25 protein-coding genes are annotated in these 26,247 nt (G+C 68.6%); 20 read left to right on the forward strand and 5 right to left on the reverse strand.

Going from position 1 to position 26,247, the window contains the following annotated elements; translation table 11 throughout:
- The first annotated feature begins 69 nt into the window (after positions 1-69).
- From C1927_RS06385 to C1927_RS06430, 10 genes are all read left to right on the forward strand, one after another.
- On the forward strand, positions 70-504 hold the full coding sequence (locus C1927_RS06385) for a hypothetical protein (RefSeq protein WP_152027057.1): 435 nt from the start codon (positions 70-72) through the stop codon (positions 502-504).
- 118 nt (positions 505-622) lie between these two features.
- On the forward strand, positions 623-1,699 hold the full coding sequence (locus tag C1927_RS06390) for a nitronate monooxygenase (protein ID WP_108746212.1): 1,077 nt from the start codon (positions 623-625) through the stop codon (positions 1,697-1,699).
- Positions 1,696-2,478: an aminotransferase class IV family protein gene (locus C1927_RS06395; RefSeq protein WP_079221126.1), complete on the forward strand. Its 783-nt coding sequence runs from the start codon at positions 1,696-1,698 to the stop codon at positions 2,476-2,478. Before C1927_RS06390 ends, C1927_RS06395 begins: the two co-directional genes overlap by 4 nt.
- 130 nt (positions 2,479-2,608) lie before the next feature.
- Positions 2,609-2,869, forward strand: coding sequence for a 30S ribosomal protein S16 (gene rpsP / locus C1927_RS06400; protein ID WP_079221127.1), 261 nt, complete (start codon positions 2,609-2,611; stop codon positions 2,867-2,869).
- Between the two features lie 44 nt (positions 2,870-2,913).
- Positions 2,914-3,426 (forward strand): ribosome maturation factor RimM, encoded by a 513-nt coding sequence (gene rimM / locus C1927_RS06405; protein ID WP_079225156.1) that lies wholly within the window; start codon positions 2,914-2,916, stop codon positions 3,424-3,426.
- Positions 3,427-3,434: 8 nt separating this feature from the next.
- A complete protein-coding gene (gene trmD / locus C1927_RS06410) occupies positions 3,435-4,193 on the forward strand; it encodes a tRNA (guanosine(37)-N1)-methyltransferase TrmD (protein WP_079225157.1) in 759 nt (252 codons plus the stop codon).
- A 154-nt stretch (positions 4,194-4,347) separates the two neighbouring features.
- Positions 4,348-4,749 carry a 50S ribosomal protein L19 gene (gene rplS, locus C1927_RS06415; protein WP_079221128.1) on the forward strand — a complete coding sequence of 134 codons (402 nt, stop codon included), beginning with the start codon at positions 4,348-4,350 and terminating at the stop codon, positions 4,747-4,749.
- An 82-nt stretch (positions 4,750-4,831) separates the two neighbouring features.
- Positions 4,832-5,212 carry a DUF6404 family protein gene (locus tag C1927_RS06420; RefSeq protein WP_079221129.1) on the forward strand — a complete coding sequence of 127 codons (381 nt, stop codon included), beginning with the start codon at positions 4,832-4,834 and terminating at the stop codon, positions 5,210-5,212.
- 24 nt (positions 5,213-5,236) lie between these two features.
- Complete coding sequence (locus C1927_RS06425; RefSeq protein WP_079221130.1) at positions 5,237-5,668, forward strand: DUF1801 domain-containing protein; 432 nt, start codon at positions 5,237-5,239, stop codon at positions 5,666-5,668.
- Between the two features lie 34 nt (positions 5,669-5,702).
- Positions 5,703-6,110 carry a DUF1801 domain-containing protein gene (locus tag C1927_RS06430; protein ID WP_079221131.1) on the forward strand — a complete coding sequence of 136 codons (408 nt, stop codon included), beginning with the start codon at positions 5,703-5,705 and terminating at the stop codon, positions 6,108-6,110.
- A 104-nt stretch (positions 6,111-6,214) separates the two neighbouring features.
- On the opposite strand, the gene C1927_RS06435 is transcribed toward C1927_RS06430, so the two are convergent.
- Positions 6,215-7,669, reverse strand: a complete 1,455-nt coding sequence (locus C1927_RS06435; RefSeq protein ID WP_108746213.1) for an MATE family efflux transporter — start codon at positions 7,667-7,669, stop codon at positions 6,215-6,217.
- A 62-nt stretch (positions 7,670-7,731) separates the two neighbouring features.
- Between C1927_RS06435 and C1927_RS06440 the strand changes: the two genes are divergently transcribed.
- The 3 genes from C1927_RS06440 (at position 7,732) to C1927_RS06450 (ending at position 9,752) form a co-directional block, all read left to right on the forward strand.
- Entirely contained in the window at positions 7,732-7,968 is a 237-nt protein-coding gene (locus C1927_RS06440; RefSeq protein WP_079221133.1) for a hypothetical protein, read from the forward strand.
- Between the two features lie 9 nt (positions 7,969-7,977).
- Positions 7,978-8,385, forward strand: a complete 408-nt coding sequence (locus C1927_RS06445; RefSeq protein ID WP_079221134.1) for an RNA-binding S4 domain-containing protein — start codon at positions 7,978-7,980, stop codon at positions 8,383-8,385.
- Between the two features lie 173 nt (positions 8,386-8,558).
- A complete protein-coding gene (locus tag C1927_RS06450) occupies positions 8,559-9,752 on the forward strand; it encodes a cellulase family glycosylhydrolase (protein ID WP_079221135.1) in 1,194 nt (397 codons plus the stop codon).
- Positions 9,753-9,849: 97 nt separating this feature from the next.
- Here the strand turns inward: C1927_RS06450 and katG are convergent, their stop codons facing one another.
- The 4 genes from katG to C1927_RS06470 all read right to left on the reverse strand — a co-directional run bounded on the left by katG (position 9,850) and on the right by C1927_RS06470 (position 16,245).
- Positions 9,850-12,090 carry a catalase/peroxidase HPI gene (gene katG / locus C1927_RS06455; RefSeq protein WP_108746214.1) on the reverse strand — a complete coding sequence of 747 codons (2,241 nt, stop codon included), beginning with the start codon at positions 12,088-12,090 and terminating at the stop codon, positions 9,850-9,852.
- A 146-nt stretch (positions 12,091-12,236) separates the two neighbouring features.
- A complete protein-coding gene (locus C1927_RS06460; RefSeq protein ID WP_108746215.1) occupies positions 12,237-12,884 on the reverse strand; it encodes a DUF937 domain-containing protein in 648 nt (215 codons plus the stop codon).
- A 73-nt stretch (positions 12,885-12,957) separates the two neighbouring features.
- The gene (mutS, locus tag C1927_RS06465) at positions 12,958-15,579 is read right to left on the reverse strand and encodes a DNA mismatch repair protein MutS (RefSeq protein WP_108746216.1); all 2,622 of its coding nucleotides are present in this window, start codon (positions 15,577-15,579) and stop codon (positions 12,958-12,960) included.
- A 168-nt stretch (positions 15,580-15,747) separates the two neighbouring features.
- Positions 15,748-16,245, reverse strand: coding sequence for an Lrp/AsnC family transcriptional regulator (locus C1927_RS06470; RefSeq protein WP_108746217.1), 498 nt, complete (start codon positions 16,243-16,245; stop codon positions 15,748-15,750).
- A 274-nt stretch (positions 16,246-16,519) separates the two neighbouring features.
- Here C1927_RS06470 and C1927_RS06475 point away from each other — a divergent pair, with 274 nt between their 5' ends.
- Genes C1927_RS06475 through proC form a run of 7 tightly spaced genes read left to right on the forward strand, consistent with a single transcriptional unit; the run spans position 16,520 to position 26,222 of the window.
- Complete coding sequence (locus C1927_RS06475; protein WP_079221140.1) at positions 16,520-18,769, forward strand: TonB-dependent receptor; 2,250 nt, start codon at positions 16,520-16,522, stop codon at positions 18,767-18,769.
- Positions 18,770-18,791: 22 nt separating this feature from the next.
- Positions 18,792-20,327: an amino acid permease gene (locus tag C1927_RS06480; protein WP_237772017.1), complete on the forward strand. Its 1,536-nt coding sequence runs from the start codon at positions 18,792-18,794 to the stop codon at positions 20,325-20,327.
- Complete coding sequence (locus C1927_RS06485) at positions 20,324-21,763, forward strand: amidase family protein (RefSeq protein WP_108746218.1); 1,440 nt, start codon at positions 20,324-20,326, stop codon at positions 21,761-21,763. Before C1927_RS06480 ends, C1927_RS06485 begins: the two co-directional genes overlap by 4 nt.
- Positions 21,764-21,776: 13 nt before the next feature.
- A complete protein-coding gene (locus tag C1927_RS06490) occupies positions 21,777-22,415 on the forward strand; it encodes an FMN-binding negative transcriptional regulator (RefSeq protein WP_159095311.1) in 639 nt (212 codons plus the stop codon).
- Positions 22,412-23,404, forward strand: coding sequence for an alpha/beta hydrolase (locus C1927_RS06495; RefSeq protein ID WP_108746220.1), 993 nt, complete (start codon positions 22,412-22,414; stop codon positions 23,402-23,404). The genes C1927_RS06490 and C1927_RS06495 overlap by 4 nt, the downstream gene beginning before the upstream one ends.
- Positions 23,401-25,404 carry a S9 family peptidase gene (locus C1927_RS06500; RefSeq protein WP_254051542.1) on the forward strand — a complete coding sequence of 668 codons (2,004 nt, stop codon included), beginning with the start codon at positions 23,401-23,403 and terminating at the stop codon, positions 25,402-25,404. The genes C1927_RS06495 and C1927_RS06500 overlap by 4 nt, the downstream gene beginning before the upstream one ends.
- Positions 25,401-26,222 carry a pyrroline-5-carboxylate reductase gene (gene proC / locus C1927_RS06505; RefSeq protein WP_108746222.1) on the forward strand — a complete coding sequence of 274 codons (822 nt, stop codon included), beginning with the start codon at positions 25,401-25,403 and terminating at the stop codon, positions 26,220-26,222. Before C1927_RS06500 ends, proC begins: the two co-directional genes overlap by 4 nt.
- Positions 26,223-26,247 lie beyond the last annotated feature (25 nt).

Below are 26,247 nucleotides of genomic sequence, written 5' to 3' on the forward strand. Positions count from 1 at the left end.
CGGGATCGGCACTTGCGTGGCCTTGGCTGTATTGCTTGACTACGCGCTACATCTGACAAGGGAATGCTGATGAACAAGTCGATCATGGTGATGGCGCTGGCCTTGGCGCTGGTTGCCTGCAAGGACGACACCTCGATGTCGCAGAAGGCCGGCAGCGCCATCAGCGGCACCGCCGCCGATTTCGTGGCCGGGCTGGGCGAAGGCGTGGACAAGAAGATGAACGTGACGCTGCAGGTCGATCCGGGCCTGGCCGCGCACGGGCTCACGGTCACCTTGGGCAAGAGCCGTGGCATGGGCTCCAAGGAAGCGGCGGTCTACGTCGTGGCTGACAAGGCATTCAAGGGCAAACTGGTGGCACGCGCGCTGGACGGCGAGGGTGCCGAGATCGGCCGTGCCAGTGCCGAAGAGGAATTCGCGGCCGACGACGCGCGCTATGTGACCTTCCAGTTCAACGAGGAAATGGACAGCCAGCTGGTCCGCACCTACGCGGTGTCGGCACGCTGAGCCGCGCCCCCGTAGAGTCGAGCTTGCTCGACTGCGGCAGGCGCACGACAGTCGAGCAAGCTCGACTCTACCCCTCTCATGCGCGCACCATGGGGGCCTGTCCGAAACGATAGGCCCCATGCAGATGTCTGCTGTTATTTCCCGCGCCGAGGCGTTCTGCCAGCGCTTCGGCGTTTCCGTACCGATCCTGCTGGCGCCGATGGCTGGTGCCTGTCCGGTGCCGCTGTCGGCCGCGCTGGCCAATGCCGGCAGCATGGGCGCGATGGGGGCGGTGCTGTCGCCGGCCGATGATATCGGCCGCTGGATGGACGATTTCCGCGCCGCGTCCGCAGGCCCGGCACAGGTGAACCTGTGGCTGCCGGATCCGTCGCCCGCCCGTGACGTCACCGCCGAAGCGGCCAGCCGTGCCTTCCTCGCGCAGTGGGGGCCGGAGGTGCCTGCCAGCGCCGCCGACGCCACGCCGGCCGATTTCGACGAACAGTTCGCGGCGCTGCTCGCTGCGCGCCCGGCCGTGGCCTCGACCATCATGGGCGTGCTGTCGCCGCGCCACGTGCAGCAGTTGAAGGACGCCGGCATTGCCTGGATCGCCTGCGCGACCACGCTGGCCGAAGCGCGCGCCGCGCAGGACGCGGGTGCTGACGCGGTGGTGGCGCAGGGCGCCGAAGCCGGTGGCCATCGTGGCGCGTTTGATCCCAGCCTGGCCGAGCGCCAGCTGGTAGGCCTGTTCGCGCTGCTGCCCCGCCTGGCCGACCACCTGCAGATACCGGTGATCGCCGCCGGCGGCATTGCCGATGGGCGCGGCATCGCGGCCGCACTGACCCTCGGCGCCAGCGCAGTGCAGATCGGCACCGCCTTCCTGCGTACACCGGAAGCGGCGATCGCTTCGGCGTGGGCGGACGGGCTGGCCGCGAGCGAACCCGAAGACATCTGGCCGACCCGCGCCTTCAGTGGCCGCCTGGGCCGTGGCCTGGCAACGCCATACGTGCGTGCCGCTGTTGCCGAAGGCGCTCCGGCGCCGCGCCCGTATCCGGTGCAGCGCGGCCTGACCGCGCCGATGCGCAAGCAGGCGGCGCAGGAAAACCGCCTGGCTGCGATGCAGGCCTGGGCAGGGCAGTCGGCATGGATGGCACCGGCGCAACCGGCGGCCGACGTGCTGCGCGGCATGTGGCAACAGGCGCAGGCCCTGCTGCGATGACGGTGCTCTGCAATGGCCGGCCGGCGCAGGTGGAGGATCTGCTGCCGGCCCTGGTCAACTACGGCCACTTCACCTCGATGCAGGTGCGTGGCCACGCCGTGCAGGGGCTGGCGCTGCATCTGGCGCGGCTGTCGCAGGCGACGTCTGAACTGTTCGGCAGTGCGCTGGATGTCGTGCAGGTGCAGGCGTGGATGGCGCAGGCGCTGCAGCAGGCAGGGCAGGGCGATGCTTCGCTGCGGGTGACGGTCTATTCGCGATGCTTCGATTTCCGCAATCCGTTGGCTGCCGTGCCGGTCGATGTGCTGGTGGCGGTGTCCGCGCCGGTGGCGCTGGTCGCGCCGAAGCGGGTGCGCAGCGTGGTGTGGCAGCGCGAACTGCCGCAGATCAAGCATGTGGGTACCTTCGGCCTGTTTGCCGAGCGCCGGGCGGCGATGGCCGCGGGCTTCGACGATGTGTTGTTCGTGTCGGCCGCAGGCGATATCAGCGAGGGCAGCACCTGGAACCTGGCGCTGCACGATGGTGAACGCCTGCTCTGGCCGCAGGCCCCGGCCCTGCGCGGGACGGCCGAGGCGTTGCTGCAGCAGTACTGGCAGGGCGCACAGGCCACGCAGCCGCTGCGGCTGGCCGAACTGACCGGTGTGAAGGCGGCCTTTGCCTGCAATGCCAGTGGCCTGTGGGCGCTGGACGCCATCGACGGGCAGGTTCTGCCGAATTCGCAGGCCCTGGCTGAACAGGGCAGGGCGGTGCTGGCGGGGGTGACGTGGGACGGTCTGGGCTGAAAGGCCCGCCGGGCATGGCCCGGCGCTACCGTGAAGGCGGGCCACCCTTGGGGTTGGCTCGGCCGCGCTCTGCCGCTATAATCGCCCGCTTACCTCGCCATCCTGGCGACTGGGCAATAGGAAAAACACCATGGTCAAGATTCGACTGACCCGCGGCGGCGCCAAGAAGCGTCCGTTCTACCACATCATCGTGACCGACGTGCGCAGCGCGCGCGACGGCCGCAACATCGAGCGCGTTGGTTTCTACAACCCGGTCGCCCAGGGCGGCGAGAAGCGCATCGAGCTGGACCTGGCCCGCGTTGACCATTGGGTCAAGAACGGCGCCCAGCCGACCGAAAAGGTCCGCAACCTGATCAAGGAAGCGGCCAAGTCCCAGGCCGTCGCGGCCTGAGTCTGAAGGGCCACGCTTCGGCGTGGCCCTCTCGGTTGACGAAGATGAAAGATATCGAGCGCCGCATCCTGCTGGGCAGGGTTGTCGGCGCTTTTGGTGTGCGCGGCGAAATCAAGCTCGAGTCCTGGACCGAGCCTCGTTCCGCCATTTTCCGTTATCAGCCGTGGATCCTGCGCAGCCCCAACGGGCAGGAATCGACGCTTGAAGGCGCTCGTGGCCGTGACATCGGCAAGCACCTGGTCGCCCGGTTCCCCGGCGTCGAGGATCGCGACGTGGTCGAGGCAATGCACGGCACCGAGGTCTACGTGGCCCGCAGTGCGCTGCCGCCGCCGAACGCCGACGAGTATTACTGGGTCGATCTGGAAGGCCTGGATGTGAAGACCACCGACGGCGTTGCCCTGGGCCAGGTCTCGCACCTGTTCAGCACCGGCGCCAATGATGTGGTCGTGGTCCGTGGCGATCGCGAGCGGATGATCCCGTTCGTGCAGCCGGACTTCGTCAAGTCGGTCGACTTCGAGGCCAACCTGGTCGTGGTCGACTGGGATCCCGAGTTCTGAGTGTGAGCATGCGGTTCGACGTCATCACCCTGTTCCCCGAGTTCCTCGCCCAGTCCGCTGGGCTGGGTGTGGTCGGGCGCGCGCAGGAGAAGGGTCTTTTCAGCCTGCATGGCTGGAACCCCCGTGATTACGCCGAAGGCAACTACCGCCGGGTGGACGATCGTCCGTTCGGCGGTGGCCCGGGCATGGTGATGCTGATCGAGCCCTTGCAGGCCTGCCTGCAGGCGATCCGCGACGCCGACCCGACCCCGGCGCGGGTGATCTACCTCAGCCCGCAGGGCGCGCCGCTGACCCAGGCCAAGGTGCGGGAACTGGCGGCATTGCCGCGCATGGTCCTGCTCTGCGGCCGTTACGAAGGCATCGACGAGCGCTTCCTGGAGGCCAACGTCGACGAGGAGATTTCCCTCGGCGATTACGTGCTGTCCGGCGGCGAGCTGGGCGCGGCGGTCATCATCGATGCCGTGGCCCGCCTGCAGGAAGGTGCCCTGAACGACGCCGAATCGGCGGCCCAGGACAGCTTCGAAGGCGAACTCGGCCTGCTCGACTGCCCGCATTACAGCCAGCCGGCCCAGCACCCGCTGGGTGACGTGCCGGACGTGCTGCGCTCGGGCAACCATGCGGCCATCGCCGCCTGGCGCCGCCAGCAGTCGTTGGCCCGTACCGCTGCGCGGCGGCCGGACCTGCTGGATGAACAGGCACTGGGCAAGGCCGACCGCAAGCTGCTGGACCAGGCCCGCCAGGCCCAGAAACAGAAGGCCAGCCCCTAGCGCAGGGCTGGCTTTATCGGCTATCATGGCCAATTCCCGCCAGCCCCGGCTGGTGCGCGCAGTACCCACAACAAACGTGCAGCACAGTTCCGTGACTGCATGAGCCTACGTTGTCGACACGACACGACCACCCGAACAAGAATCGGTGTAACCCATGAGCAAGCTGAACAAGTCCATCGTCGCGGAATTCGAATCCGCCCAGATCACCCGCGAACTGCCGAAGTTCAGCCAGGGCGACACCGTTGTCGTCAACGTGAAGGTGAAGGAAGGTACCCGTGAGCGCGTGCAGGCCTATGAAGGCGTTGTCATCGCGACCAAGAACGGCGGCCTGAACTCCTCGTTCACCGTCCGCAAGATCTCGCACGGCTACGGCGTCGAGCGCGTCTTCCAGACCCACAGCGCCATCATCGATTCGGTCGAAGTGAAGCGTCGTGGTAAGGTCCGCGCCGGCAAGCTGTACTACCTGCGTGGCCTGGAAGGCAAGGCTGCCCGCATCAAGGAAGACCTGGCTGCCGCTGCCGCCGCCAAGGCTGCCCGTCTGGCCGAAAAGGCCTGATAAACAACTTCGGTTGTTGCCGCGACGGCCGCCTTCGGGCGGCCGTTTGCGTTTGTGCATCCGCCGGCGCTATGGTCGCGGCATGAGCACAGCCGAACAGCGTTACCCGCCCAAGGTGCAGGCTGCCCTGCGCCATCTCGACCTTGCGGGCGTGCATCGCCGCCACTCGGCTCCGCCGCTGCATCGCCTGCTGTGGCGCATGGGCTTCAACGCGCCACCGCCGATCCTGGCCAGCGTGGCATCCAACGCACTGCTGATGGGTACCTGGTTCGCGGTGGGCTGGGGCGTGTTGATGTGGCTGCTGGTCTGGCGCAATACCCACATGCCGGCAGGGGGCGCGGTGTTCAGCGCGCTGCTGGCCGGCGTGCTTTTCGGCCTGCTGATGGCCGTCGTGATGCGCGTCATGCGCCTGCGCCGCGGTCTGCCGTTGTGGCGCGACCTGCCGGCTGCGCCAACCCGCTGACCCCGGACCACGGAGCGCCGCGCGATGCCCGCCAAGCAAGCTGCCGCCGCTGCGCCGAAGCTGCTGTCCGGTGGCAATCCGCAGATCGCGAAAGGGGAGGGCGATGCTCCGGTCCAGGCCTACATCGCTGCCATGCCCGGCTGGAAACGCGCTTTCGGCGAGCAGCTGGATGCGCTGATCACCGAGGCCATGCCCGGCGTGCACAAGGCGGTGCGCTGGAATTCGCCCATGTACGGCGTCGCCGAAGGGCAGGGCTGGTTCCTCAGCTTCCATTGCTGCACCCGCTACATCAAGGTGGCGCTGTTCCATGGCACGCTGCTGAAGCCCGAGCCGCCCGAGCCCTCGCGGCAGGCCACCACCCGTTACCTGCACCTGTACGAAGACAGCGTGCTGGACCGGGCACAACTGCGGGACTGGCTGCAGCAGGTCCGTGAACTGCCGGGCGTACGCTTCTAGTTTTCCTTTCCCACTGTTCCGCGTGAGCGCTGACATGCCCAGAAAAGCCCCGGAAACCCTCGAAGAAGCGAGCCCGGCCCCCGAACTGATCGATGCCCGCATCGCCGAACTCGGCGACTGGCGCGGCCAGGCCCTGGCCCGCGTGCGCGCGTTGATCCACGAAGCGTTGCCCGACGTGGAGGAGACCTGGAAGTGGCGCGGTACGCCGGTGTGGGAACACAACGGCATTCTCTGCACCGGCGAGAGCTACAAACAGGCGGTGAAACTGACCTTCGCCAACGGCGCGGCCCTGCCGGATCCGAAGCAGCTGTTCAACGCCAGCCTGGAAGGCAACACCCGGCGCGCGATCGACATCCATGAAGGTGCGATGCCTGATGCGACGGCGTTCAAAGCCCTGATGCGAGCAGCCGCCAAGCACAACGCAGGCAAGAAGAAACGGTAGTGCCGGCCGCTGGCCGGCAACGCCCGTAGCACGTCCACAAATCACGATGTTGCCGGCCAGCGGCCGGCACTACCGGTTGACAGCTGTGCAACGCCAGCCCGGCGCTACCGGGCCACGGCGTCCGGGTCCGCCACCGGAGACGGCGGGCAGGCCGGGATTTCCGATGGCGTGGCCACGTGTTCTGCCGGTGGCGGGGTGATCATCTTCGCCTTGCGCCAGCCACCCCAGCGGTAATACGCCAGCGACAGCAGCATCGACACCAGCGAGCCGGCCGGGAAGCTCCACCAGATCGCATCAGCGCCCCAGTACGGCTGCAGGAACTCGGCGAAGGGCACGCGCACGCCCCACAGCGAGGCGGCCAGGATCAGCAATGGCGGAATGACCGCGCCGGTGGAGCGGACCACACCGGAAATGACGAAGCTGACGCCGAAGAACAGGAACGAACCGATCACGATGTGGTTGAGGTGGCGGGCGATCTGCAGCGATTCGCTGCCCTGCGGCAGGAACAGCGCCAGCGAATACTGGTCCAGCAGCACCAGCGGCAGGATCAGTGCACCGGTCAGCAGGAAGTTGAACAGGATGCCCTGGCGCGCGGTCCCGCGGACACGATCCCAGCGCTGCGCGCCGACGTTCTGTGCCGCCATCGACGAACACGCCGCGCCGATGGCCATCGCCGGCATCTGCACGTAGTTCCACAGCTGCAGCGACGCACCATAGGCGGCACCGGTGGCCGTGCCGTACTGGTTGACCATGGTCATCAGCAGGATGACCGACAGCGAGATCAGCACCATCTGCAGGCCCATCGGCACGCCCTTGACCACCAGCGCACGCAGGATGGTCAGGTCGAGCTTGAACAGGTGCATGTCGGCACGCCCCAGCCACAGCGTGTGCCGCTTGTGCCGCATGTACAGCAGCAGGCCGGTCAGCGACAGCGTCTGCGACGCCAGCGTCGCCCAGGCCGAGCCGGCAATGCCCAGTGCCGGGAACGGGCCGAGGCCGAAGATCAGCACCGGGTTCAACGCGATATCCAGCAGCACCGACACCAGCAGGAAGCGGAACGGCGTGCGCGAATCACCGGCACCGCGCAGGGCGGCGCTGAGGAAGGCGAATGCGTACAGCGTCGGCATGGCCAGGAAGATGATGCGCAGGTAGGCCTCGGCCAGCGGCAGCGAGGCGGCCGGCGTGCCCATCGCGGCCAGCAGCGGGTGGGCCAGGAACCAGCCCGCGATGGCGATGATCACCGACAGGCCGATGAAGAAGGTGGCACTGGTGCCGACCACGCGGCGGGCCTGGGCGATGTCGCGTGCGCCGATGGCCTGGCCGATCAGGATGGTCGAGGCCATGCCGAAACCGAACACCGAGCCGATCAGGAAGAACATGATGTTGTTGGCATTGGCCGTGGCGGTCAGCGCCGCCTCGCCGAGGAAGCGCCCCACCCACACCGCATTCACCGAACCGTTCAGCGACTGGGCGATGTTGCCTGCCAGGATCGGCAGCGCGAACAGCAGCAGGTTGCGGCCGATGGGGCCGGAGGTCAGGTCGAGCGGCGCTTTGGCCATGGGCTGGTGATCGATTCCCGGGAGGCGCACACTAGCATCAAGCCGGTTTGCGGGGTGTGGCAATGCATCAACGACAACAGCTGGCGCGGCACTGCGTGGGGGCCTTGATCGTGGCCACGCTGGCCGCATGTTCGACGGGTGACCGGCTGGGTGATGCCCAGGTGCGGCCCGCCGACCGCGCTGAGTGCCTGGTCGGCAACCAGCGCCAGGACCTGGCGGGCACGCCGACGTTGATGGGGGGCACTGGCTGCCGCAGCGACCCCGCCAACCCGCGACCCCTGAACAAGCGCACGGAGTAGTACCTGCCGATGTCCGAGCTTTCCCCGCTGTCGCCCAGTGTCCGCCTGGATATCTGGTTGTGGGCGGCCCGCTTCTACAAGACCCGCAGCCTGGCCAAGCAGGCCATTGAAACCGGCAAGGTGGCCGTGGCCGGGCAGCGCCCGAAATCCTCGCGCGCGGTGCGCGTGGGCGAGCAGCTGCAGGTGGACCGCGGCGAAGAGCATTTCGAGGTGCAGGTGCTGGGAGTGAGCGACCAGCGCGGCCCGGCGCCGGTGGCGCAGCAGCTGTATGCCGAAAGCGAGGCGTCCAAGGCGCGCCGTGCCGAACAGCGCGCGCTGCGCATCGCCGCCCGCGATGGTTTCCAGCCGCCGGAGCACAAGCCGGACAAGCGCGCGCGGCGGTTGATCCGCGCATTGGGCGATCTGGACGCGCTTTGACCGAGAGCGTGCGAACCAACGGTTCGCACCCACCAGAGCGGGCGGTTCGCACCCACCAGGGCGCGTCGGTAGCGCCGGGCCATGCCCGGCGGGCGTGCGCTGTCTCGCGCACACTCAGCCAGCGTTGGGTTTGTGCCGCGCACGTTGGATCTTCCTCTTCATGGAAGACCCGCATGTTCCTCCGCCGCACCCTGCTGTGCCTGGCCCTCGCCACCGCCGCTCCGGCCTTCGCCGCTGACATCACCTTCTGGGATACGCCGCAGCGCGGTGGCAACAGCTTCAACGAGAATCCGCCCGATCGTGCCTATTTCCAGGCGCTGCGGGACACCGGCGCGACCTGGGTGCGGTTGAGCCCGGACAAGTGGAAAAGTGCCGGCGGCCGCGACTTCCTGATGGGCGATGCCGACAACTACCAGGGGCTGGTGCAGGCCGACGTGGCCACCCTGCGCCGTGCGCTGGATGACGCCAATGCCTCGGGCCTGAAGGTGGTGCTGGTGCCGCTGTCGCTGCCCCTGCTGCGCTGGAAGCAGAAGAACAATGACGTGGTCGACCAGCGGTTGTGGCAGTCGATGGACAACCACCTGCCTGCGCAGCGCTTCTGGCACGACCTGGCCACCGCGTTGAAGGGCCACCCCGCGCTGGCCGCCTACAACCTCATCAACGAGCCGGCGCCGGAATACGGCACTGCGCTGGCCGAACATGCCCCGCGCGAGGCGATGAAGCAGTGGTATGCCGATGTGGAGGACGGTCCGCGCGATCTGCGCGTGCTCTACCGCGGGCTGATCGCCAGCGTGCGTGCGGTGGATGCGGACATGCCGCTGATGCTCGATGCCGGCTGGTATGCGGCGGCGGATGCCTTCGATTACTGGCCGGCGCCGCTGGACGATACGAAGCTGCTGTACAGCGTGCACATGTACGAGCCCTATGCGGCCACCAGTGCGCCCAACCAGAAGCGCGCCACGCCTTACCGCTATCCGGCCGTGGTGCCGTTCGGCGCGGGAAAGCAGCGCTGGGATGCGGAGCGCGTGCGCAGTTACCTGCAGCAGCCGATGGACTGGGCGAAGACCCATGGCATCGGTGCGAACCGGATGGTGATCGGTGAGTTCGGCTGCATGCGCCGCTGGCCGGATTGTGGCGCCTACCTGCGTGACGTGCTGGCCGTGGCCGAGCAGCAGCAGGTGCACTGGGCGTTCTATGCCTTCCGCGAGGATGGCTGGGATGGCATGGATTACGAACTGGGCGACAAGGCGCTGCCGTGGTCGTACTGGCAGGCGCTGGAGAAGGGTGAGGCGGTGAAGCCACCGCGGTCGCTGCAGGCGCCGTTGTTTGCGCCGATCCTGCAGCGGTTGAAAGACGGGGTGCGTTGAAAGCGTAGCGGCTGCGGAGAGCGTGCGAACCAACGGTTCGCACCCACTAGAGCGCCGGGGTAGCGCCGGGGCATGCCCGGCGACCACCCGGATCACCTCAACCGTGCAGGTCGTAGCGGTCCAGCTCCATCACCCGCGTCCAGGCGGCGATGAAATCCTGCACGAACTTCTTCTCGCCATCGGTGCTGGCATACACCTCGGCCAGTGCGCGCAGCACGGCGTTGGAGCCGAACACCAGGTCGGCGCGGGTGCCGGTCCAGCGTGCGCTGCCTTCGCCGCGGGCGCGGCCTTCATAGCTCTCGCGGCCGGTGGCCTTCCACTGCGTGCCCATGTCCAGCAGGTTGACGAAGAAGTCATTGCTCAACGTGCCCGTGCGTGCAGTGAACACGCCGTGCTTGCCACCATCGGCATTGGCACCGAGCACGCGCAGGCCACCGACCAGGGCGGTCATCTCCGGCGCGGTCAGGGTCAGCAGCTGTGCCTTGTCGATCAGCAGCGCTTCGCCCGGCACGCTGTAAGCGCCCTTGAGGTAGTTGCGGAAGCCATCGGCGGCCGGCTCCAGCACCGCGAACGACTCGACGTCGGTCTGTTCCTGGCTGGCATCGGTGCGGCCCGGGGTGAACGGCACGCTCACCTCATGGCCACCGGCCTTGGCAGCCTGTTCGACACCCACGCCACCGGCCAGCACGATCAGATCGGCCAGCGACACCTGCTTGCTGCCGCCGCCATTGAACTCGGCCTGCACCTTTTCCAGCGCGGCCAGCACCTTGGCCAGCTGCTGCGGTTGGTTCACCGCCCAGTCCTTCTGGGGGGCCAGGCGGATGCGCGCACCGTTGGCGCCACCACGCTTGTCCGAGCCGCGGAAGGTCGAGGCCGACGCCCACGCGGTGGACACCAGCTCGGCGACGCTGAGGCCGGTTGCGGCGATCTTCTGCTTCAGCGCGGCGATGTCCTTGGCGTCGATCAGCGGATGCTTCGCTTCCGGCACCGGATCCTGCCAGATGAATTCCTCGGCCGGGACTTCCGGGCCCAGGTAGCGCGCGCGCGGGCCCATGTCGCGGTGGGTCAATTTGAACCAGGCGCGGGCGAAGGCATCGGCGAAGGCCTGCGGGTCATCGAGGAATTTCCGCGAGACCTTTTCGTAGGCCGGGTCCATGCGCAGCGACAGGTCGGTGGTCAGCATGGTCGGGCGGTGCTTCTTCGACGGATCGTGCGCGTCGGGAATGACCGCATCGGCGTTCTTGGCCACCCACTGGTGGGCGCCGGCCGGGCTCTTGGTCAGCTCCCATTCGTGGCCGAACAGCAGCTCGAAGAAGTCGTGGCTCCACTGCGCCGGGGTGCGCGTCCAGGTCACTTCCAGGCCGCTGGTGATGGTGTCGCCGCCCTTGCCGCTGCCGAAGCTGCTGGCCCAGCCCAGGCCCTGGTTTTCCAGCCCGGCCGCTTCCGGTTCCTTGCCGACGTTGTCGGCCGGGCCGGCGCCGTGGGTCTTGCCGAAGCTGTGGCCGCCGGCGATCAGGGCGACGGTTTCCTTGTCGTCCATGGCCATGCGGGCGAAGGTGTCGCGGATGTCATGCGCGGCCAGCACCGGGTCGGGGTTGCCGTCCGGGCCTTCCGGGTTCACGTAGATCAGGCCCATCTGCACGGCGGCCAGCGGGTTTTCCAGCTTGCGCGAATGCACGTCGCCATCGGCATCGTCATCGGACACCAGCACGCCGTGGTCTTCCTGCACGCCTTCGGAGCCGTGCGCGTAGCGCACATCGCCGCCCAGCCAGGTGGTTTCGCGGCCCCAGTACACGTCCTGGTCCGGTTCCCAGGTATCAGGGCGGCCACCGGCGAAGCCCAGTGTCTTGAAGCCCATCGATTCCAGGGCGACATTGCCGGTCAGGATCAGCAGGTCGGACCAGGAGATGGCCTGGCCGTACTTCTGCTTGATCGGCCACAGCAGGCGGCGCGCCTTGTCCAGGCTGACGTTGTCCGGCCAGCTGTTGAGCGGGGCGAAGCGCTGCTGGCCGCGGCCACCGCCGCCACGGCCATCGCCGATGCGGTAGGTGCCGGCGCTGTGCCAGGCCATGCGGATGAACAGGCCGCCGTAGTGGCCGAAATCGGCCGGCCACCAGTCCTGCGAATCGGTCATCAGCGCCTTCAGGTCGGCCTTCAGCGCGGCGTAGTCCAGGCCCTTGAAGGCCATGGCGTAATCGAAGCCCGCATCAAGCGGATTGGAGCGGCTGGAGTGCTGGTTGAGCAGGTCCACGCGCAGCTGGTTCGGCCACCAGTCGCGGTTGGTCGTCGCGTCTCCGACGACGGCGTGGTTGAACGGGCACTTGGCTTCGCTTTTCATGGGTGTCTACCTGTGGACTGGCGAAAGGTGGAATCGGGGGAGGCCTGACCACCATAGGTGGCGCCTACTGATGGGTAAATTCGATTGATTCAACCGATGCGATAGTGGCGGCCTATCAAGGGCAGGGCTTGGACCGTTGTGCGCGATCAGCGCTTGAGCAGGCCCGCACCGAGCTTGAGCAGATCGCTGGCACCGAACTGGCCATCGCCGTCCTGGTCGAGTGCGCCCCCCAGCAGGCTGCCGAGGCCGCCGCCAGCGTGCTGGGCTTCCTGGCCGAGGGCCGAGCTGAGTTCGCCGGCATTGCCCTGCTGGGCAAAGCGCTGGGCCAGGAACGACATGACGATGGGGGCGAGGATGGCCAGCAGCTTGCCGGTGGTGCCGCTGTCCAGGCCGGTCTTCTGGCCGAGCAGCTCGGCCGCCTGCGGCTGCTGGCCGCCGAATACATGGCCGAGGATGCCGGCGCCGTCGGTGGCACCGCTGCCACCACCGCCCATCACCGCGCCGAGGATGCCGCCCAGGTCGAAACCGCCGCCGCCGCCGCCAAGATGATCGCGCTGCAGTGCATTGAGCAGTGACTGCGCGCCCTGCGGCTCACTGGCGTTCTGGCCCATCGCGCCCAGCAGCAGCGGCAGCGCGCTGCCCACCGCCCGGGTGGTCTGGCTGCTGTCCAGGCCGAGCTGCTGGGACACCTGCTGCAGGCCTTGCCCCTGCTGCAGCTGCTGGAAGAGGGAAGCGGCGAGGGATTCGGTGTTCACGGCGGTCTCCGTTCTGTGAAGGAAGGACCGCCCGAGCATAACGCCGGGTACACGACGGAAATGCGAAGGGTTCATGGCGCCGGGCGAGGGCCCGGCGCCATGTCAAACCCGCTTACAACAACGTCTTCAACCGGTACAGGGCTTCCAGCGCCTGCTTCGGGGTCAGCTCGTCCGGGTCGATCGCGGCCAGCGCTTCCTGCGCCTTGCTGGCCGGTGCGCTGAACAGGCCGAACTGCTGCGGTGCATCCAGCGCCTGCGGCGAGACTTCAGCGGCATGGCTTTCGCCACCGCGCTGTTCCAGCTCGGCCAGGCGACGGCGGGCCTGCGCCACGGTCGCCCGCGGCAGGCCGGCCAGCGCGGCCACCTGCAGGCCGAAGCTGCGGTTGGCCGGGCCATCCTTCACCGCGTGCATGAACACCAGTGCTTCACCGTGCTCGACCGCATCCAGGTGCACGTTGGCGATGCCGCTGCGGCCCCCTTCGTGCTGTTCGTCGGCCAGTGCGGTCAGTTCGAAGTAGTGGGTGGCGAACAGCGTATAGCAGCGATTCTGGTAGGCCAGGTGGCGGGCCACCGCGTCGGCCAGCGCCAGGCCATCGTAGGTGGACGTGCCACGGCCGATCTCGTCCATCAGCACCAGCGAATGCGCGGTGGCGTGGTGGAGGATGTAGCTGGTCTCGGCCATCTCGACCATGAAGGTCGATTGCCCGCGGGCCAGGTCATCGCCGGCGCCGATGCGGGTGAGGATGCGGTCGATCGGGCCGATCAGCGCGCGGCTGGCCGGCACGAAGCTGCCGATGTGGGCCAGCAGCACGATCAGCGCGTTCTGCCGCATGTAGGTCGATTTACCGCCCATGTTCGGGCCGGTGATGACCAGCATGCGACGGTCCGGATGCAGGTCCAGATCATTCGGCTCGAACGGCTGTTCGCGCACGGCTTCGACCACCGGGTGGCGGCCGCGTTCGATCTTCAGGCAGGGCTCGGCCTGCAGTTCCGGGCGCGCCCAGTCCAGCGCCTGCGCGCGTTCGGCGAAGGCGGCCAGCACGTCCAGTTCGCTCAGCGCGGCGGCGCACTGCTTCAGCGGCTCCAGCTGGCCGCCGAGGGTGTCCAGCAGCTGCTCGTACAGGTACTTCTCGCGCGACAGCGAACGGTCGCGCGCGGACAGCACCTTGTCCTCGAAGGCCTTCAGTTCCTCGGTGATGTAGCGCTCGGCATTGGTCAGCGTCTGCCGGCGGGTGTAATGCACCGGCGCGCGGTCGGACTGGCCCTTGCTGATTTCGATGTAATAGCCGTGTACGCGGTTGTAGCCCACTTTGAGGGTGGCGATGCCGCTGCTCTCGCGTTCGCGCTGTTCCAGGTCGACCAGGAACTGGTCGGCATGGGTGGACAGGCGGCGCAGTTCATCCAGCTCGGCATCGAAGCCATCGGCCAGCACGCCGCCGTCGCTCAGCTTCAGCGGCGGCATCTCGGCGATGGCGCTGGCCAGCAGGTGCGCGCACTCGTCGTGCTCGCCCAGCGCGGCGTGCAGGGTCTGCAGGCGCGGCGAATCCAGCGGTGCCAGCACTTCGCGCACGGCCGGCAGCAGGCCCAGGCCATCGCGCAGGGTGGAGAAATCGCGCGGGCGCGCCGAGCGCAGCGCCACGCGGGTGAGGATGCGTTCCAGATCGCCCAGGCGACGGAACTGCTCGCGGATGTCGGCGTCGCTGCCGCGGTCGATCAGCGTTTCCACCGCATGGTGGCGCTGCACCAGCACCTCGCGCAGGCGCAGCGGGCGGTGCAGCCAGCGGCGCAGCAGGCGGCCGCCCATCGGCGTCACCGTGCTGTCGAGCACGCCCAGCAGCGTGTTGCGGGTGTCGCCGTCCACGCGCGTATCCAGTTCCAGATGGCGGCGGGTCGCGGCGTTCATCGCGATCGCTTCACCGGCGGTTTCCGTCGCGATGGAGGTCAGGTGCGGCAGGCGCTGCTTCTGGGTCTCTTCGACATAGCCGAGCAGGGCGCCGGCGGCTGCCGTGGCGCGCGGCTTGTCGTCGATGCCGAAACCGCTCAGGTCGTGCAGCTTGAAGAAGGCCAGCAGCTGGCGGCGGCCGCTGTCCGCATCGAACAGCCACGGCGCACGGCGGCGCACGCCGGTGCGCTGGCGCAGGAATTCGGGCCAGTTCTCTTCGTCGGGCACCAGCAGCTCGGCCGGCTCCAGGCGGGCCAGTTCGGCTTCCAGCGCGTCGTCGGTCTCCACTTCGTTGACCAGGAAACGACCGCCGGCCAGGTCGGCCCAGGCCAGGCCGTAGCCCTGCTTCGTGCGCGACAGCGCCATCAGCAGGGTGTCGCGGCGCTCGTCCAGCAGCGCCTCGTCGGTGACCGTGCCGGGGGTGACGATGCGCACCACCTTGCGTTCGACCAGGCCCTTGGCCAGGGCCGGGTCGCCGATCTGTTCACAGATGGCCACCGATTCGCCCAGCGCCACCAGGCGGGCCAGGTAGCCCTCATAGGCATGCACCGGCACGCCGGCCATCGGGATGGGCGCGCCGCCGGAGCTGCCGCGCTGGGTGAGGGTGATGTCCAGCAGCCGCGCCGCCTTGCGGGCGTCGTCGTAGAACAGCTCGTAGAAGTCGCCCATGCGGAAGAACAGCAGCAGGTCCGGGTAGTCGGACTTGGCTGCGAAGAACTGCTTCATCAGCGGGGTGTGTTCGGTAGCGGCCTTGGAGGGGCTGCTCTTTTGTTTTGAATCAGTGGCTTGCAATGCGTCCGGTCTCGATGGGTGAGGGCGGGTTGCCGTCAGAAGCGGCAAGTAGCGGGATGTTCTGCTGCGATCGTGCTGCGACGCCACTCCGGGCACCGGCGATCATGCCCATGAATGTTACGACGGACCGCGTGGCGCGCGCTGGATCATTCCGGTTTCATTCGCCTGTCAGCTGCTGCGCTTCCCGGTCGGACCGTCTCCCAGGGGGTAGCCACTGAATGGCTTCACCTCGTCCATCAGGAACTGCGACACGATCTTCTCCACCCCGTAGTCGCCGCCCAGCAGCAGCCGCGCGATGTCCTTCCAGTGGTGCACATCGTTGACGATCACCCGCAGCAGGTAGTCGTACTCGCCGGAAATGCGGCTGGCCTCGACGATTTCCTGCATGCCCAGGATGCGCCGGTCGAAGGCGGTGAACTCCTCCAGTGCGTGCCGCCTGAAGGCCACCATCGCCAGCACCACCGTGGCCGAGCGGATGCGGTCCACCGCCACGTGCGCGCGGTAGCCGCGGATCAGCTCCTTGGCCTCCAGGGCGCGCACGCGTGCCAGGCACGCGCTGGGCGACAGCGCAACACGATCGGCCAAGGCCTGGTTGGTGATGCGTGCATCCTGCTGCAGCACGTCGAGGATCTTCAGGTCGATGCGGTCCAGCGATTTGGCGGTCATCAGGGCTTTCCCGGTGCGGCAGCGCGCCGCAGTTTGTTCGCAATTTGAGGGGCCGGGCCGCAGAACCTGCGTATTTCACATGTGATAACGCCCACATCCACGGCTCCCCATGAAATAAACATAATTCAATCAACACGTTGTCGCTAGTGCGGTGTCCGTTGATTCTGCTGGACAGCGGTGGCTGTTTTCACTTTCACTCGACCTCAGCCATGTGGGTTGCCGCTGCGCAGAGCGCGACCGGCGCCACGTCCATCGCCAACTGGGGGACCGTCTCATGCCGTTGCAGCTCCGCCTTCGCCCGCTCAGCCATGCTGTCCGTTTCGCGTGTTGTTTCGGCCTGTTCGCCACCGCCCCGGCCTGGGCGCAGGAGGCGCCCGCCGGCGCTGCGGCCGACCCGGCCCGTACCCTGGACACGGTGGTGGTCACCGCTGGCAAGCTGAAGGAATCGGTGCGTGAGATCGCCGGTTCGGTCTCGGCGGTCACCGACCAGCAACTGCAGGACATCGGCGCGCAGTCGCTGGCCGATTACATCCAGCGCACTCCCGGCGTGGTCTTCAACAACTACCAGCCGGGTGTCTCGCACGTGGTGATGCGCGGCATCGCCACCAGCGCTGGCAATGTGCAGGGCCAGCCCACGACCGGCTACTTCCTCAACGAAGTGCCGCTGACCGAACCGGGCTGGACCATCGCCATTCCCGATATCGATGCCTTCGACCTGAACCGGGTGGAAGTGTTGCGGGGGCCGCAGGGCACGCTGTTCGGGTCGGCCTCGATGGGCGGGGCGGTGAACTACGTGGCCAACATCGCCGATACCGGCGCCTTCGATGCCGCTGCCGAAGCGACCGTCAGCCAGACCCGCAACGCTGACGTGGGCTTTGCCGGCAAGGCAATGGTGAATGTGCCGATCAAGCAGGACCTGCTGGCGGTGCGTGCGGTGGCGCAGTACCGCGACGATCCCGGCTTCATCGACAACATCGGCACCGGCAGGGACGGCGCCAACAGCAGCACGCTCGATGGCGGCCGGCTGTCACTGGTGCTGACCCCGAACGAGGGCACCACCCTGACCTGGCTGAGCCTGCTGCAGAACACCGACAGCGACGACAACAGCTACCAGATTGCCGGACTGGGCGACCTCACGCGCCGCACCGCGCTGCCCGAGTACACCCATACCAAGGTGGCCGTGCACAGCGTGCGGCTGGAACAGGACCTGGGCTTTGCCGACCTGACCGCGCTGCTGGCCTACCAGAAAAAGAAACAGGACTGGCGCTTCGACTACACGCCGGTGCGTGCGGCCTACAACGCCGACCTGGGCCTGGACCTGACCGCGCCGCTGTACATCGCATCCGGCGGTGAAAGCACCGGCAAGAGCGTCGAGCTGCGCCTGTCTTCCAAGCCGGGTGGCCGCATCGACTGGCTGGTGGGTGGCATGTACTTCGATTCGGACAAGAGCCTGCACGAGCAGCTGGGCGCGGAAGGTGCGGCTGCCGCGTTCGACCGTTCGCCGTTGTTCGGCCCCGGCAGTGGCGCGGTGATCGCGCCGGACGGACAGATCTTCAACGGCTTCCTGACCGACCTGTCCGGCTCGGAAGCGGCGCTGTTCGGCGAAGGCAGCGTGCACTTCAACGAGCAGTGGAAGCTGACCGTCGGCGGCCGCCTGTTCCGCAACAAGGTGCGCACGGTCAGTACGCAGGTGGGCTTCTCGACCTGGCCGGGCGCGCCCAAGGTGTCGACCCAGGAGACCAAGGAAGACGGCTTCAATCCGAAGGTCTCCCTGACCTGGCAGGTGAACCCGGACGTGATGGTGTACGGCCTGGTGTCCGAGGGCTTCCGCTTCGGCGAACCCAACACCGCCGGACTCAGCGCCTACCCGGTGCCGTCCGGGTCGAAGAGTGACAGCCTGGTCAACTACGAACTGGGTACGCGCACCAGCTGGGCCGGCGGGCGCCTGCTGCTGGATGCCACGCTGTTCTACGTGGACTGGAAGGACATCCAGCTGCGGCTGCAGACGCCGGACCTGTTCAACTACGCCAGCAATGGCGGCAAGGCCTACAGCCGTGGCGTCGAACTGTCCGCCACCTGGCGCCCGGTCGATGCCTTCGAATGGCAGGCATCGGCCACCTGGCAGCGCGCCCGCCTGGATGAGGATCTGTTCATCCTGTACTACGGCACCGCGCCGAAGGGATCGCAGCTGCCGGGCTCGGCCGACTGGACGGTGAGCAACCTGCTCAGCTGGCACTTCGATGCGCGTTTCTCGCCGACGCTGTCGCTGTCACACCAGTACGTGGGCGGTGGCATCAGCGATCTGAACTCGGCCGTGCCGGGCATCACGCCCAACCGCCAGGGCAACTACAACCTGTTCGACCTGCGCTACCGCATGACCTTCGGCAACACCGATGTCACGCTGTTCGGCAGCAACCTGACCGACAAGCGTGGCATCACCCGCAGCGTGACCGAAACCAACGGCATCGGCGAAGGCCTGGTGCGGCCGCGCACCGTCGGCGTCACCGTGCACTGGCGTTACTGAGACGATGGACGGGAGCGGCCGCGTGCAGCAACGTTCAATCGGGCGCTGGCAACTGGCAGCGCGGCGCAAATCGCTGGAGGCGGTGGTGGCCGACGGCGAGCGCGCCGGCCTGCAGCGCCGGCTGGGTGCCGGCAGCCTGCTGGTGCTGGGCATCGCCAACATCCTCGGCGCCGGCATCTATGTGGTGACCGGCACTGCCGCGGCCAGTTTCGCCGGCCCGGCAGTGGTGCTGGCCTTCGTGCTGGCGGCGCTGGCCTGCGGCTTCACCGGGTTGTGCTATGCCGAACTGTCATCGGTCATCCCGGTGTCCGGCTCAGCGTATTCGTACTGCCAGGTGACACTGGGCGAAGGCGCGGCGTGGGCGCTGGCGTGGATGGTGATCCTGGAATACCTGCTGGCCGCCGCCGCGGTGGCCGCCGGCTTTGCCGGTTACCTCACCAGCCTGCTGGGCGATCTGCACGTGGCCGTGCCGCTGGGGCTTGCGGTGTCCAGCGTGACCGCCACCGCGCAGGGCGGGCATACCGTGCTGTCCTTCAGCGGCGGCATCAATGCGGTGGCAGCGCTGGCGGTGCTGGCCGCTGCCGCCGTGCAGATTGCCGGGGTAGGGCGCTCGGCACTGGCCAACCTGGTGCTGGTGCTGATCAAGATCGCGGTGCTGCTGGCCTTCATCGCGGTCGGTTCGCAGTTCATCGACGCTGCGCACTGGCAGCCGTTCCTGCCGGCCAACGAGGGCGGCTTCGCCTACGGCTGGCCCGGCGTGCTGCGTGCAGCGGCCATGCTGTTCTTTGCCTACCTGGGCTTTGAGACTGTCTCGATGGCCGCCGCCGAAGCGCGCCAGCCACGTCGTGACGTGCCGGTGGGCATCCTCGGCTCGCTGGTGGTGTGCACCGTGCTGTACGTGGCGGCCGGCGCTGTGCTGACCGGGCTGGTGCCGTTCCGCGAGCTGGGCGTGCCGGACCCGGTTGCGCTGGCGGTGGACCGCATCGGCTGGCCGGGGTTTGCGGTGCTGATCAAGATCGGCGCGCTGACCGGGCTGGGCTCGGTGCTGCTGGCCAACGCCTACGGCGCCTCACGCATCAGCCTGAGCATCGCCCGCGATGGCCTGCTGCCGACGTTCTTCACCCGCGTGCACCCCACGCTCGGCACACCGTGGCTGGCCAGCGTGGCATTCGGCAGCGCCAGTGCCCTGCTGGCCGCGCTGCTGCCGATCAGCATCCTGGGCGACCTGATCTGCCTGGGCATCGCCTCGGCGTTCATCGTGGTGTGCATCGCGGTGATGTGGCTGCGCTCCACCCGTCCAGAGCTGCGTGGCGGCTTCCGCGTGCCACTGGGCGGGGTCTGGATCGGCGGCGTGTGGCTGGGCGTTGTGCCGGTGCTGGGCATCGTGATGTGCGTGGCGATGATGGTGCCGGTGCTGGGCGACATGCTGGCCCAGGTCCGCCGCGGCGATGTGCTGCCGGCCAGCATCCTGCTGGTTTACGTGCTGGCCGGTGCGGCCATCTATGTCTTCTACGGGCAGCGCCGTGCGCGCCGCCGGCTTCAGGAACCCATGGCATGACCCTTGATGATTTTCCGCTGGCCCAGGCACTGCAGCTGGGCCATCTGGATGCGCACGACCAGCACGCGCTGGTGCGTGCCGGCGAACTCTCACCGCGCGAACTGGTTGCTGCGGCACTGATGCGCGTGCGCCACCTGGACCCGGTGCTGGGCGCACTCAGCCATGTCGATGCCGATGCGGCGCTGGAGCACGCGTCGCGCGTGCGCCGCGATGCACCCATGGCCGGCGTGGCGTGGCTGCCGAAGGATTCACTGCGCTACCCAGGCATGCCCACGCGCGGCGGTTCACGCTCGCGCAGCGCGGTGCCGGCGCTGGATGCACTGCCATTCGCACAGCGCTTCGATGCGGCTGGGCTGGTGGCCATCGGCAAGAGTGCCATGCCCGAGTTCGGCCTGATGGGGTCGACCGAGCCGCTGCTCGGGCCGGTCACCCGCAACCCGTGGAACCCCGCGTATTCGCCCGGTGGTTCCAGTGGCGGGGCCGGCGCCGCGCTGGCCGCGGGCATCGTGCCGCTGGCGCATGGCAGTGATGGCGCCGGTTCCATCCGCATTCCGGCGTCGGCCTGTGGCGTGGTCGGGCTGAAGCCGGGGCGCGGCGGCACGGTGATGGTGCGCGGACGGCATGCCATTGAAGACCTGATCGTGGCCGACAGCCTGATGTCGCGCAGCGTGCGCGATACCGCGTGGGCGTTCAGTGCGGCCCATCCCCGCGCCGGGCTGGACCCTCGCGGCTGGCTGCAGCCGCCGCGCCGGCTGCGCATTGGCGTCATCAGTGAATCGTTGCCTGGGTTGGCACCGGATCCGGCGGTGGAGGCCGTGCTGGAGCAGACCGTGCAGCTGTGCACGGCGCTGGGCCATGCAGTCGAGGCCACCACCTACCCGCTGCCGGGCCGTGAGGTCTGGCAGGCCCTCTACACCCTGTGGTCGCGGTTGGGACTGGATGCGGTCGAACTGGCGGTGGCGCAGGGCGGCGATGACTTCGCGGCACATGCACTGGAACCATGGACGCACGGCCTGGCGCGTTTCCACCGCCAGCACTGTGGCGTGCCCGAGCTGGAGCAGGCCTATGCGGTGCTGGCGGCACTGCCAGCGGCATTCAACCAGTTCCACCAGCACTACGACGTGCTGCTGACCCCGACCGTGCGCACCTTGCCGCCGCCGCTGGGCGCACTCGCCCCGGACCGCGACTTCGACACGCTGCTGCCAGCCATGTTCGAGTGGATCAGCTACACGCCACTGCAGAACCTGGCCGGCACGCCGGCCATCTCGCTGCCGGTGGGCCACCGTGATGGCTTGCCGGTGGGCATGCAGTTTGCCGCCGACCGCGGGCAGGAGCCCCTGCTGCTGCAGCTGGCCGCCGAACTTGAACAGGCCGCGCCATGGCGCGACCGCTGGCCTGCGGTGTCCGTGGCCAGCGCACTGGACCAACCCCACTGATGGAGCTCTACTGATGGGCCATGCCCGCGACAGCCGCTACGCCGCCCGCAACCAGGACGACGTGCTGCATCTGCTAGCCAGCCAACCCTTCGCCTGGCTGGTGTCCACCGGCGGCGACGATGCGGCCTTCACCCCTCTGCCGCTGCGTGCCGAGTGCGATACACACGGCCGGCTGGTGGCCCTGCGCGGCCACCTGGCCAAGCGCAACCCGCACGTGGCACGGCTGCAGCGCGACGGCCGCGCACAGGCGCTGCTGATGGGGCCGCATGCCTACGTCTCGCCCAGCTGGCTGGATGACCGCACCCAGGCGCCAAGCTGGAACTATGCCGCGGCGATGTTCGAGCTGGATGTTGCTGTCAGTACGCAGGACGCGGACATCCGCAACGAGCTGGATGCGCTGATCACGCAGATGGAAGCCGGCCGTGCCAAGGCCTGGTCGCTGCAGGAAATGGGCGAGCGCTATGCGCGGCTGGCCAGCGGCGTGGTGGCGCTGCGCGGTGAGGTACGCGAGGTACGCGCCACCTTCAAGCTGGGCCAGGACGAAGCGCGGCACGACTTCGCGCAGCTGCTGGCCGGCCTGCAGGCCGGTGGCGAGCATGTACTGGCGGACTGGATGATCGACTTCGCGGCCGGCAGCGGGGAGGACGCATGAGCCGCAGCCTGGATGCGCTGGACCCGCAGATCCGCCGCTTCATCGAAGATGTCTGCAACGAAGGCGCGCGCCTGCGCGCCGGACGCACGCTGGACTGGCCGCAGCGCCGGGTGATTGCCGCACAGGCGCGTGCGCCATGGCGCGAGGGCGGCCCGCGCATGCGCGACAGCGTGGATGTGCCACTGGACTCCGCGTACGGGCCGTTCAAGCTGCGCGTGCTGACCCCGCAGCAGCAGCCAGCCGCGCCGTCGCCCGCGCTGGTCTATCTGCACGGCGGCGGCTGGTGCATGTTCGGGCTGGATACGCATGACCGCCTGCTGCGCGAATACGCTGATCGCGCGCAGCTGCCGGTGGTGGCCATCGATTACAGCCTGGCACCCGAGCACCCGTACCCCGCAGCGCTGGACCAGGCGGTGATCGCGCTGCAGTGGCTGCGCAGCGAAGGCGCGCGCTTCGGCATCGACGGCCAGCGGCTGGCGCTGGGCGGTGATTCGGCCGGCGCCAACCTGGCCGTGGCCAGCGCCCTGCGCCTGCGCGATGCCGGCGATCTCGGTTGCGTACAGGCGCTGGTACTGAACTACGGTGCATGGACACCGCAGTTGTCCGAGCAGGCGCGGCAGCAGCTGGGCCAGCCGCAGGACATGCTCAGCGGGGCGGAAATGGATGAGTTCTGGGCCGCCTACCTCGGCGCGGATGCGCAGGCCGTGGCCGGTCCGCTGTCGGCGCCGCTGCATGCCGCGCTGCACGGGCTGCCGCCTGCGCTGCTGCTGTGGGGCGACCGCGACGTGCTGGCCGAGCAGAACCAGGCGATGGTGCAGCGCCTGCGCGATGCTGGGGTAACGGTCGACAGCCAGGTCTATCGCGGCGCGCCGCATAGTTTCATCGAAGCCATGGCGGTGTCCGCACTGGCAAACGATGCCATCGGCCGTGGCGCAGAATGGGTGCGCCAGCATCTGCTGCCGCCTGCCACACAAGGGAAGCCTGCATGAGCCTGTTGTTGAACCGGATGTGGTGCGCCTGCCTGTGCGTGGCGGTCGCATTGCCATCGCTGGCTGCCGCCCCGGCGGCGCCGGTGCTGCCGACCCCGCAGGCGATCATGGCGCTGAAGGTGGTGGGCGACCCGCAGATCAGCCCGGACGGCAGCCGCATCGCCTATACGGTCGGCACGCCACAGCCGCAGGGCAAGCCGCCGCGCAGCCGCATCTGGTGGGTACCGGCCAGTGGCAAGGCAACCGCGAAGGAACTGCCCGCCGCAGACGCTGCCAGCGAAGAGCATCCACGCTGGAGCGCCGATGGCCGCTACCTGGACTTCATCTCCACCCGCGCGCTGCCGGCCGACGTGGAGCATGCTTCGCTGGGCGGCGCGCAGGTCTGGCGCGTGGATGCGCAGGGCGGTGCGCCGCAGCTGCTGACCCGCGCAGAGGGCGATGTCAGCGCTTTCGAGGTATCACGCGATGGCACGCGCATCGCCTATCTGTCGGCCGATGTCCCCGATGCGGCCACCACCGCCGCCGGCGAGGCCAGGGACGATGCGCAGCGCGTGGACCATCCCATTGCGTTCAGCCGCGTCTGGCTGCGCGATCTGCGCAGCGGCCAGACCCGCGTGCTGAGCGCGCCCGGGCAGCAGGTGCATGACCTGGCGTGGTCGCCGGACGGGCGCACGCTGGCGCTGCGCGTTTCGCAGGGCACCACGCTGAATGACTTCTGGTACCGCTCGCAGGTGGTGCTGGTGGATGCTGGCAGCGGCGCGCAGCAGGCCGAGCTGGAACCGCGTGCGTCGGCGCACCCGCTGCAGTGGTCGCCCGACGGCACGCGGTTGCTGTACGGCCACCTCGGCGAGCACGGCATGACCGCCGACATCACCGTGCATGCCATCGGCAGCGGCCAGCGCACGGTGCTGGGGGCGGACTGGAACGGTACGCTGTGGCTGGCGCGCTGGCAGGACGACGGGCACCTGCTGGGGCTGGGCCAGCGCGGCGTGCGCGGCGCCTTCCTGCGCCTGGATGCAGCCAATGGCCACTGGACGGAACTGGCGCGGCCGCAGATTCCCTTCGCCGCGTTCACCACCACGCGCAGCGGGCGCAGCGCCTACCTGGGCATCGGCAACAGCCAGCCGACGGAAGTCTGGCTGCAGCAGGGCGCAACGCTGGCGGTGCGCAGCGACCACCACCCGGAAGTTGCGGGCTGGGCGCATGGCAACGTGCGTGAACTGGCGTGGACCTCCTCGCGTGATGGGCTGCCGATCACCGGCCTGCTGGTCACGCCGCCCGGCTGGAAGCCCGGCACGCCGCTGCCGACGCTGGTGCAGGGCCATGGCGGTCCGGCGTGGGCGTGGTGGTCGGGGTGGCTGGGTTCCTGGCACGACTGGGCGCAGCTGCTGTCCACGCACGGCTATGCGGTGTTCCTGCCCAACCCGCGCGGCTCCGAAGGCGGCGGCCGCGCGTTCGCCGAGCGGGCGCGCAACGATTGGGGCGGCGGTGATTTCCAGGACATCCTCGACGGCGTGGACCTGCTGGAGAAGGAAGGCGTCGTCGATCCGCAGCGGCTGGCGATCGGGGGCTGGAGCTATGGCGGCTACATGGCGGCCTGGGCGGTGGCGAACAGCCCGCGCTTCAAGACCGCGATCGTCGGGGCCGGGGTCATCGACATCGGTGCGATGGCGCTGACCACCGATACGCCGGATTACCTGCCCGGCTACTTTGGCGATCCGCTGCGCAACCGCAGCGTCTACGACCAGCATTCGCCGATCCGCCATGCCAGCAACATCCGCGTGCCGGTGCTGATCCTGCACGGCGAACAGGACAAGCGCGTGCCGCTGTCGCAGGGCGAGATGCTGTACCGCGCGCTGCGCTTCAATGGCACGCCGGTGGAGATGGTGACGTACCCGCGCGGGCCGCACTGGTTCTTCGAGCAGGCGCACGGCCGTGATGTCCAGCAGCGCGTGCTGGACTGGCTGGACAGCCAGCTGGGCACGGAGCCGGTGCGATGAAGGCTGCTGCCGACATCGCGTTCATCGGTGGTGGCAACATGGCGCGCTGCCTGCTGCAGGGGCTGTTGCGGCAAGGGCAGGACCCCGCACGGATGGTGGTGGCCGATCCCTTGCCGGGCATCCGCGAGGGCCTGTCTGCCGAGCTCGGCGTGCAGGTGGTCGAACAGGCCACGCAGGCGGCGCAGCGGGCACCGCTGTGGGTGCTGGCGGTGAAGCCACAGGCCGCCGAAGCAGTGTGCCGCGCGCTGGCCGCCACGGCCGCCGCGGTCTCGCCGCAGGTGGTGTCGATCATGGCCGGCGTTACCCACGCCCGGCTGCAGCAGTGGCTGGGCATCGATGTCAGTGTGCGCAGCATGCCCAACCAGCCTGCAGCGATCGGCGCGGGCATCACCGCACTGCATGCCGGTGGTGCGCTGCCTGACGCGGCACGTGCACAGGTGGAAGCGCTGTTCCGTGGCTGCGGGTCCACCGTGTGGCTGGACGAGGAAGCGCAGATGGACACGGCGACGGCGGTGGCCGGCAGTGGCCCGGCGTATCTGTACCTGCTGGCCGAAGCCCTGCAGCGGGCCGCCGAAGTGCGCGGCCTGCCGGCCGACAGCAGCCGGCAGCTGGCCCAGCAGACGCTGCTGGGCGCAGCGCGCATGCTGCAGGCCTCTGCCACGACACCCGCGCAGCTGCGGGCGCAGGTGACGTCTCCCGGCGGAACCACGCAGGCCGCGCTGGCGGTGCTGGCCGAGGGCGGCTGGCCGGCGATGCTGGACGCGGCCGTCGGAGCGGCCCAGGCACGCGCGCAGGCCATGGCCGCATCAGGTGGCTGAGCTGCGCCGCATCATGGCTGGCGTC

Source organism: Stenotrophomonas sp. ZAC14D1_NAIMI4_1 (assembly GCF_003086775.1).
Classification (GTDB): domain Bacteria; phylum Pseudomonadota; class Gammaproteobacteria; order Xanthomonadales; family Xanthomonadaceae; genus Stenotrophomonas.

What these genes read in the sequence shown, in the direction of transcription:
- C1927_RS06385 (WP_152027057.1), top strand. Translation starts at nt 70, where the DNA reads ATGAACAAGTCGATCATGGTGATGGCGCTGGCCTTGGCGCTGGTTGCC.
- C1927_RS06390 (WP_108746212.1), top strand. Translation starts at nt 623, where the DNA reads ATGCAGATGTCTGCTGTTATTTCCCGCGCCGAGGCGTTCTGCCAGCGC.
- C1927_RS06395 (WP_079221126.1), top strand. Translation starts at nt 1,696, where the DNA reads ATGACGGTGCTCTGCAATGGCCGGCCGGCGCAGGTGGAGGATCTGCTG.
- rpsP (WP_079221127.1), top strand. Translation starts at nt 2,609, where the DNA reads ATGGTCAAGATTCGACTGACCCGCGGCGGCGCCAAGAAGCGTCCGTTC.
- rimM (WP_079225156.1), top strand. Translation starts at nt 2,914, where the DNA reads ATGAAAGATATCGAGCGCCGCATCCTGCTGGGCAGGGTTGTCGGCGCT.
- trmD (WP_079225157.1), top strand. Translation starts at nt 3,435, where the DNA reads ATGCGGTTCGACGTCATCACCCTGTTCCCCGAGTTCCTCGCCCAGTCC.
- rplS (WP_079221128.1), top strand. Translation starts at nt 4,348, where the DNA reads ATGAGCAAGCTGAACAAGTCCATCGTCGCGGAATTCGAATCCGCCCAG.
- C1927_RS06420 (WP_079221129.1), top strand. Translation starts at nt 4,832, where the DNA reads ATGAGCACAGCCGAACAGCGTTACCCGCCCAAGGTGCAGGCTGCCCTG.
- C1927_RS06425 (WP_079221130.1), top strand. Translation starts at nt 5,237, where the DNA reads ATGCCCGCCAAGCAAGCTGCCGCCGCTGCGCCGAAGCTGCTGTCCGGT.
- C1927_RS06430 (WP_079221131.1), top strand. Translation starts at nt 5,703, where the DNA reads ATGCCCAGAAAAGCCCCGGAAACCCTCGAAGAAGCGAGCCCGGCCCCC.
- C1927_RS06435 (WP_108746213.1), bottom strand. Translation starts at nt 7,669, where the DNA reads ATGGCCAAAGCGCCGCTCGACCTGACCTCCGGCCCCATCGGCCGCAAC.
- C1927_RS06440 (WP_079221133.1), top strand. Translation starts at nt 7,732, where the DNA reads ATGCATCAACGACAACAGCTGGCGCGGCACTGCGTGGGGGCCTTGATC.
- C1927_RS06445 (WP_079221134.1), top strand. Translation starts at nt 7,978, where the DNA reads ATGTCCGAGCTTTCCCCGCTGTCGCCCAGTGTCCGCCTGGATATCTGG.
- C1927_RS06450 (WP_079221135.1), top strand. Translation starts at nt 8,559, where the DNA reads ATGTTCCTCCGCCGCACCCTGCTGTGCCTGGCCCTCGCCACCGCCGCT.
- katG (WP_108746214.1), bottom strand. Translation starts at nt 12,090, where the DNA reads ATGAAAAGCGAAGCCAAGTGCCCGTTCAACCACGCCGTCGTCGGAGAC.
- C1927_RS06460 (WP_108746215.1), bottom strand. Translation starts at nt 12,884, where the DNA reads ATGCTCGGGCGGTCCTTCCTTCACAGAACGGAGACCGCCGTGAACACC.
- C1927_RS06470 (WP_108746217.1), bottom strand. Translation starts at nt 16,245, where the DNA reads ATGACCGCCAAATCGCTGGACCGCATCGACCTGAAGATCCTCGACGTG.
- C1927_RS06475 (WP_079221140.1), top strand. Translation starts at nt 16,520, where the DNA reads ATGCCGTTGCAGCTCCGCCTTCGCCCGCTCAGCCATGCTGTCCGTTTC.
- C1927_RS06485 (WP_108746218.1), top strand. Translation starts at nt 20,324, where the DNA reads ATGACCCTTGATGATTTTCCGCTGGCCCAGGCACTGCAGCTGGGCCAT.
- C1927_RS06490 (WP_159095311.1), top strand. Translation starts at nt 21,777, where the DNA reads ATGGGCCATGCCCGCGACAGCCGCTACGCCGCCCGCAACCAGGACGAC.
- C1927_RS06495 (WP_108746220.1), top strand. Translation starts at nt 22,412, where the DNA reads ATGAGCCGCAGCCTGGATGCGCTGGACCCGCAGATCCGCCGCTTCATC.
- C1927_RS06500 (WP_254051542.1), top strand. Translation starts at nt 23,401, where the DNA reads ATGAGCCTGTTGTTGAACCGGATGTGGTGCGCCTGCCTGTGCGTGGCG.
- proC (WP_108746222.1), top strand. Translation starts at nt 25,401, where the DNA reads ATGAAGGCTGCTGCCGACATCGCGTTCATCGGTGGTGGCAACATGGCG.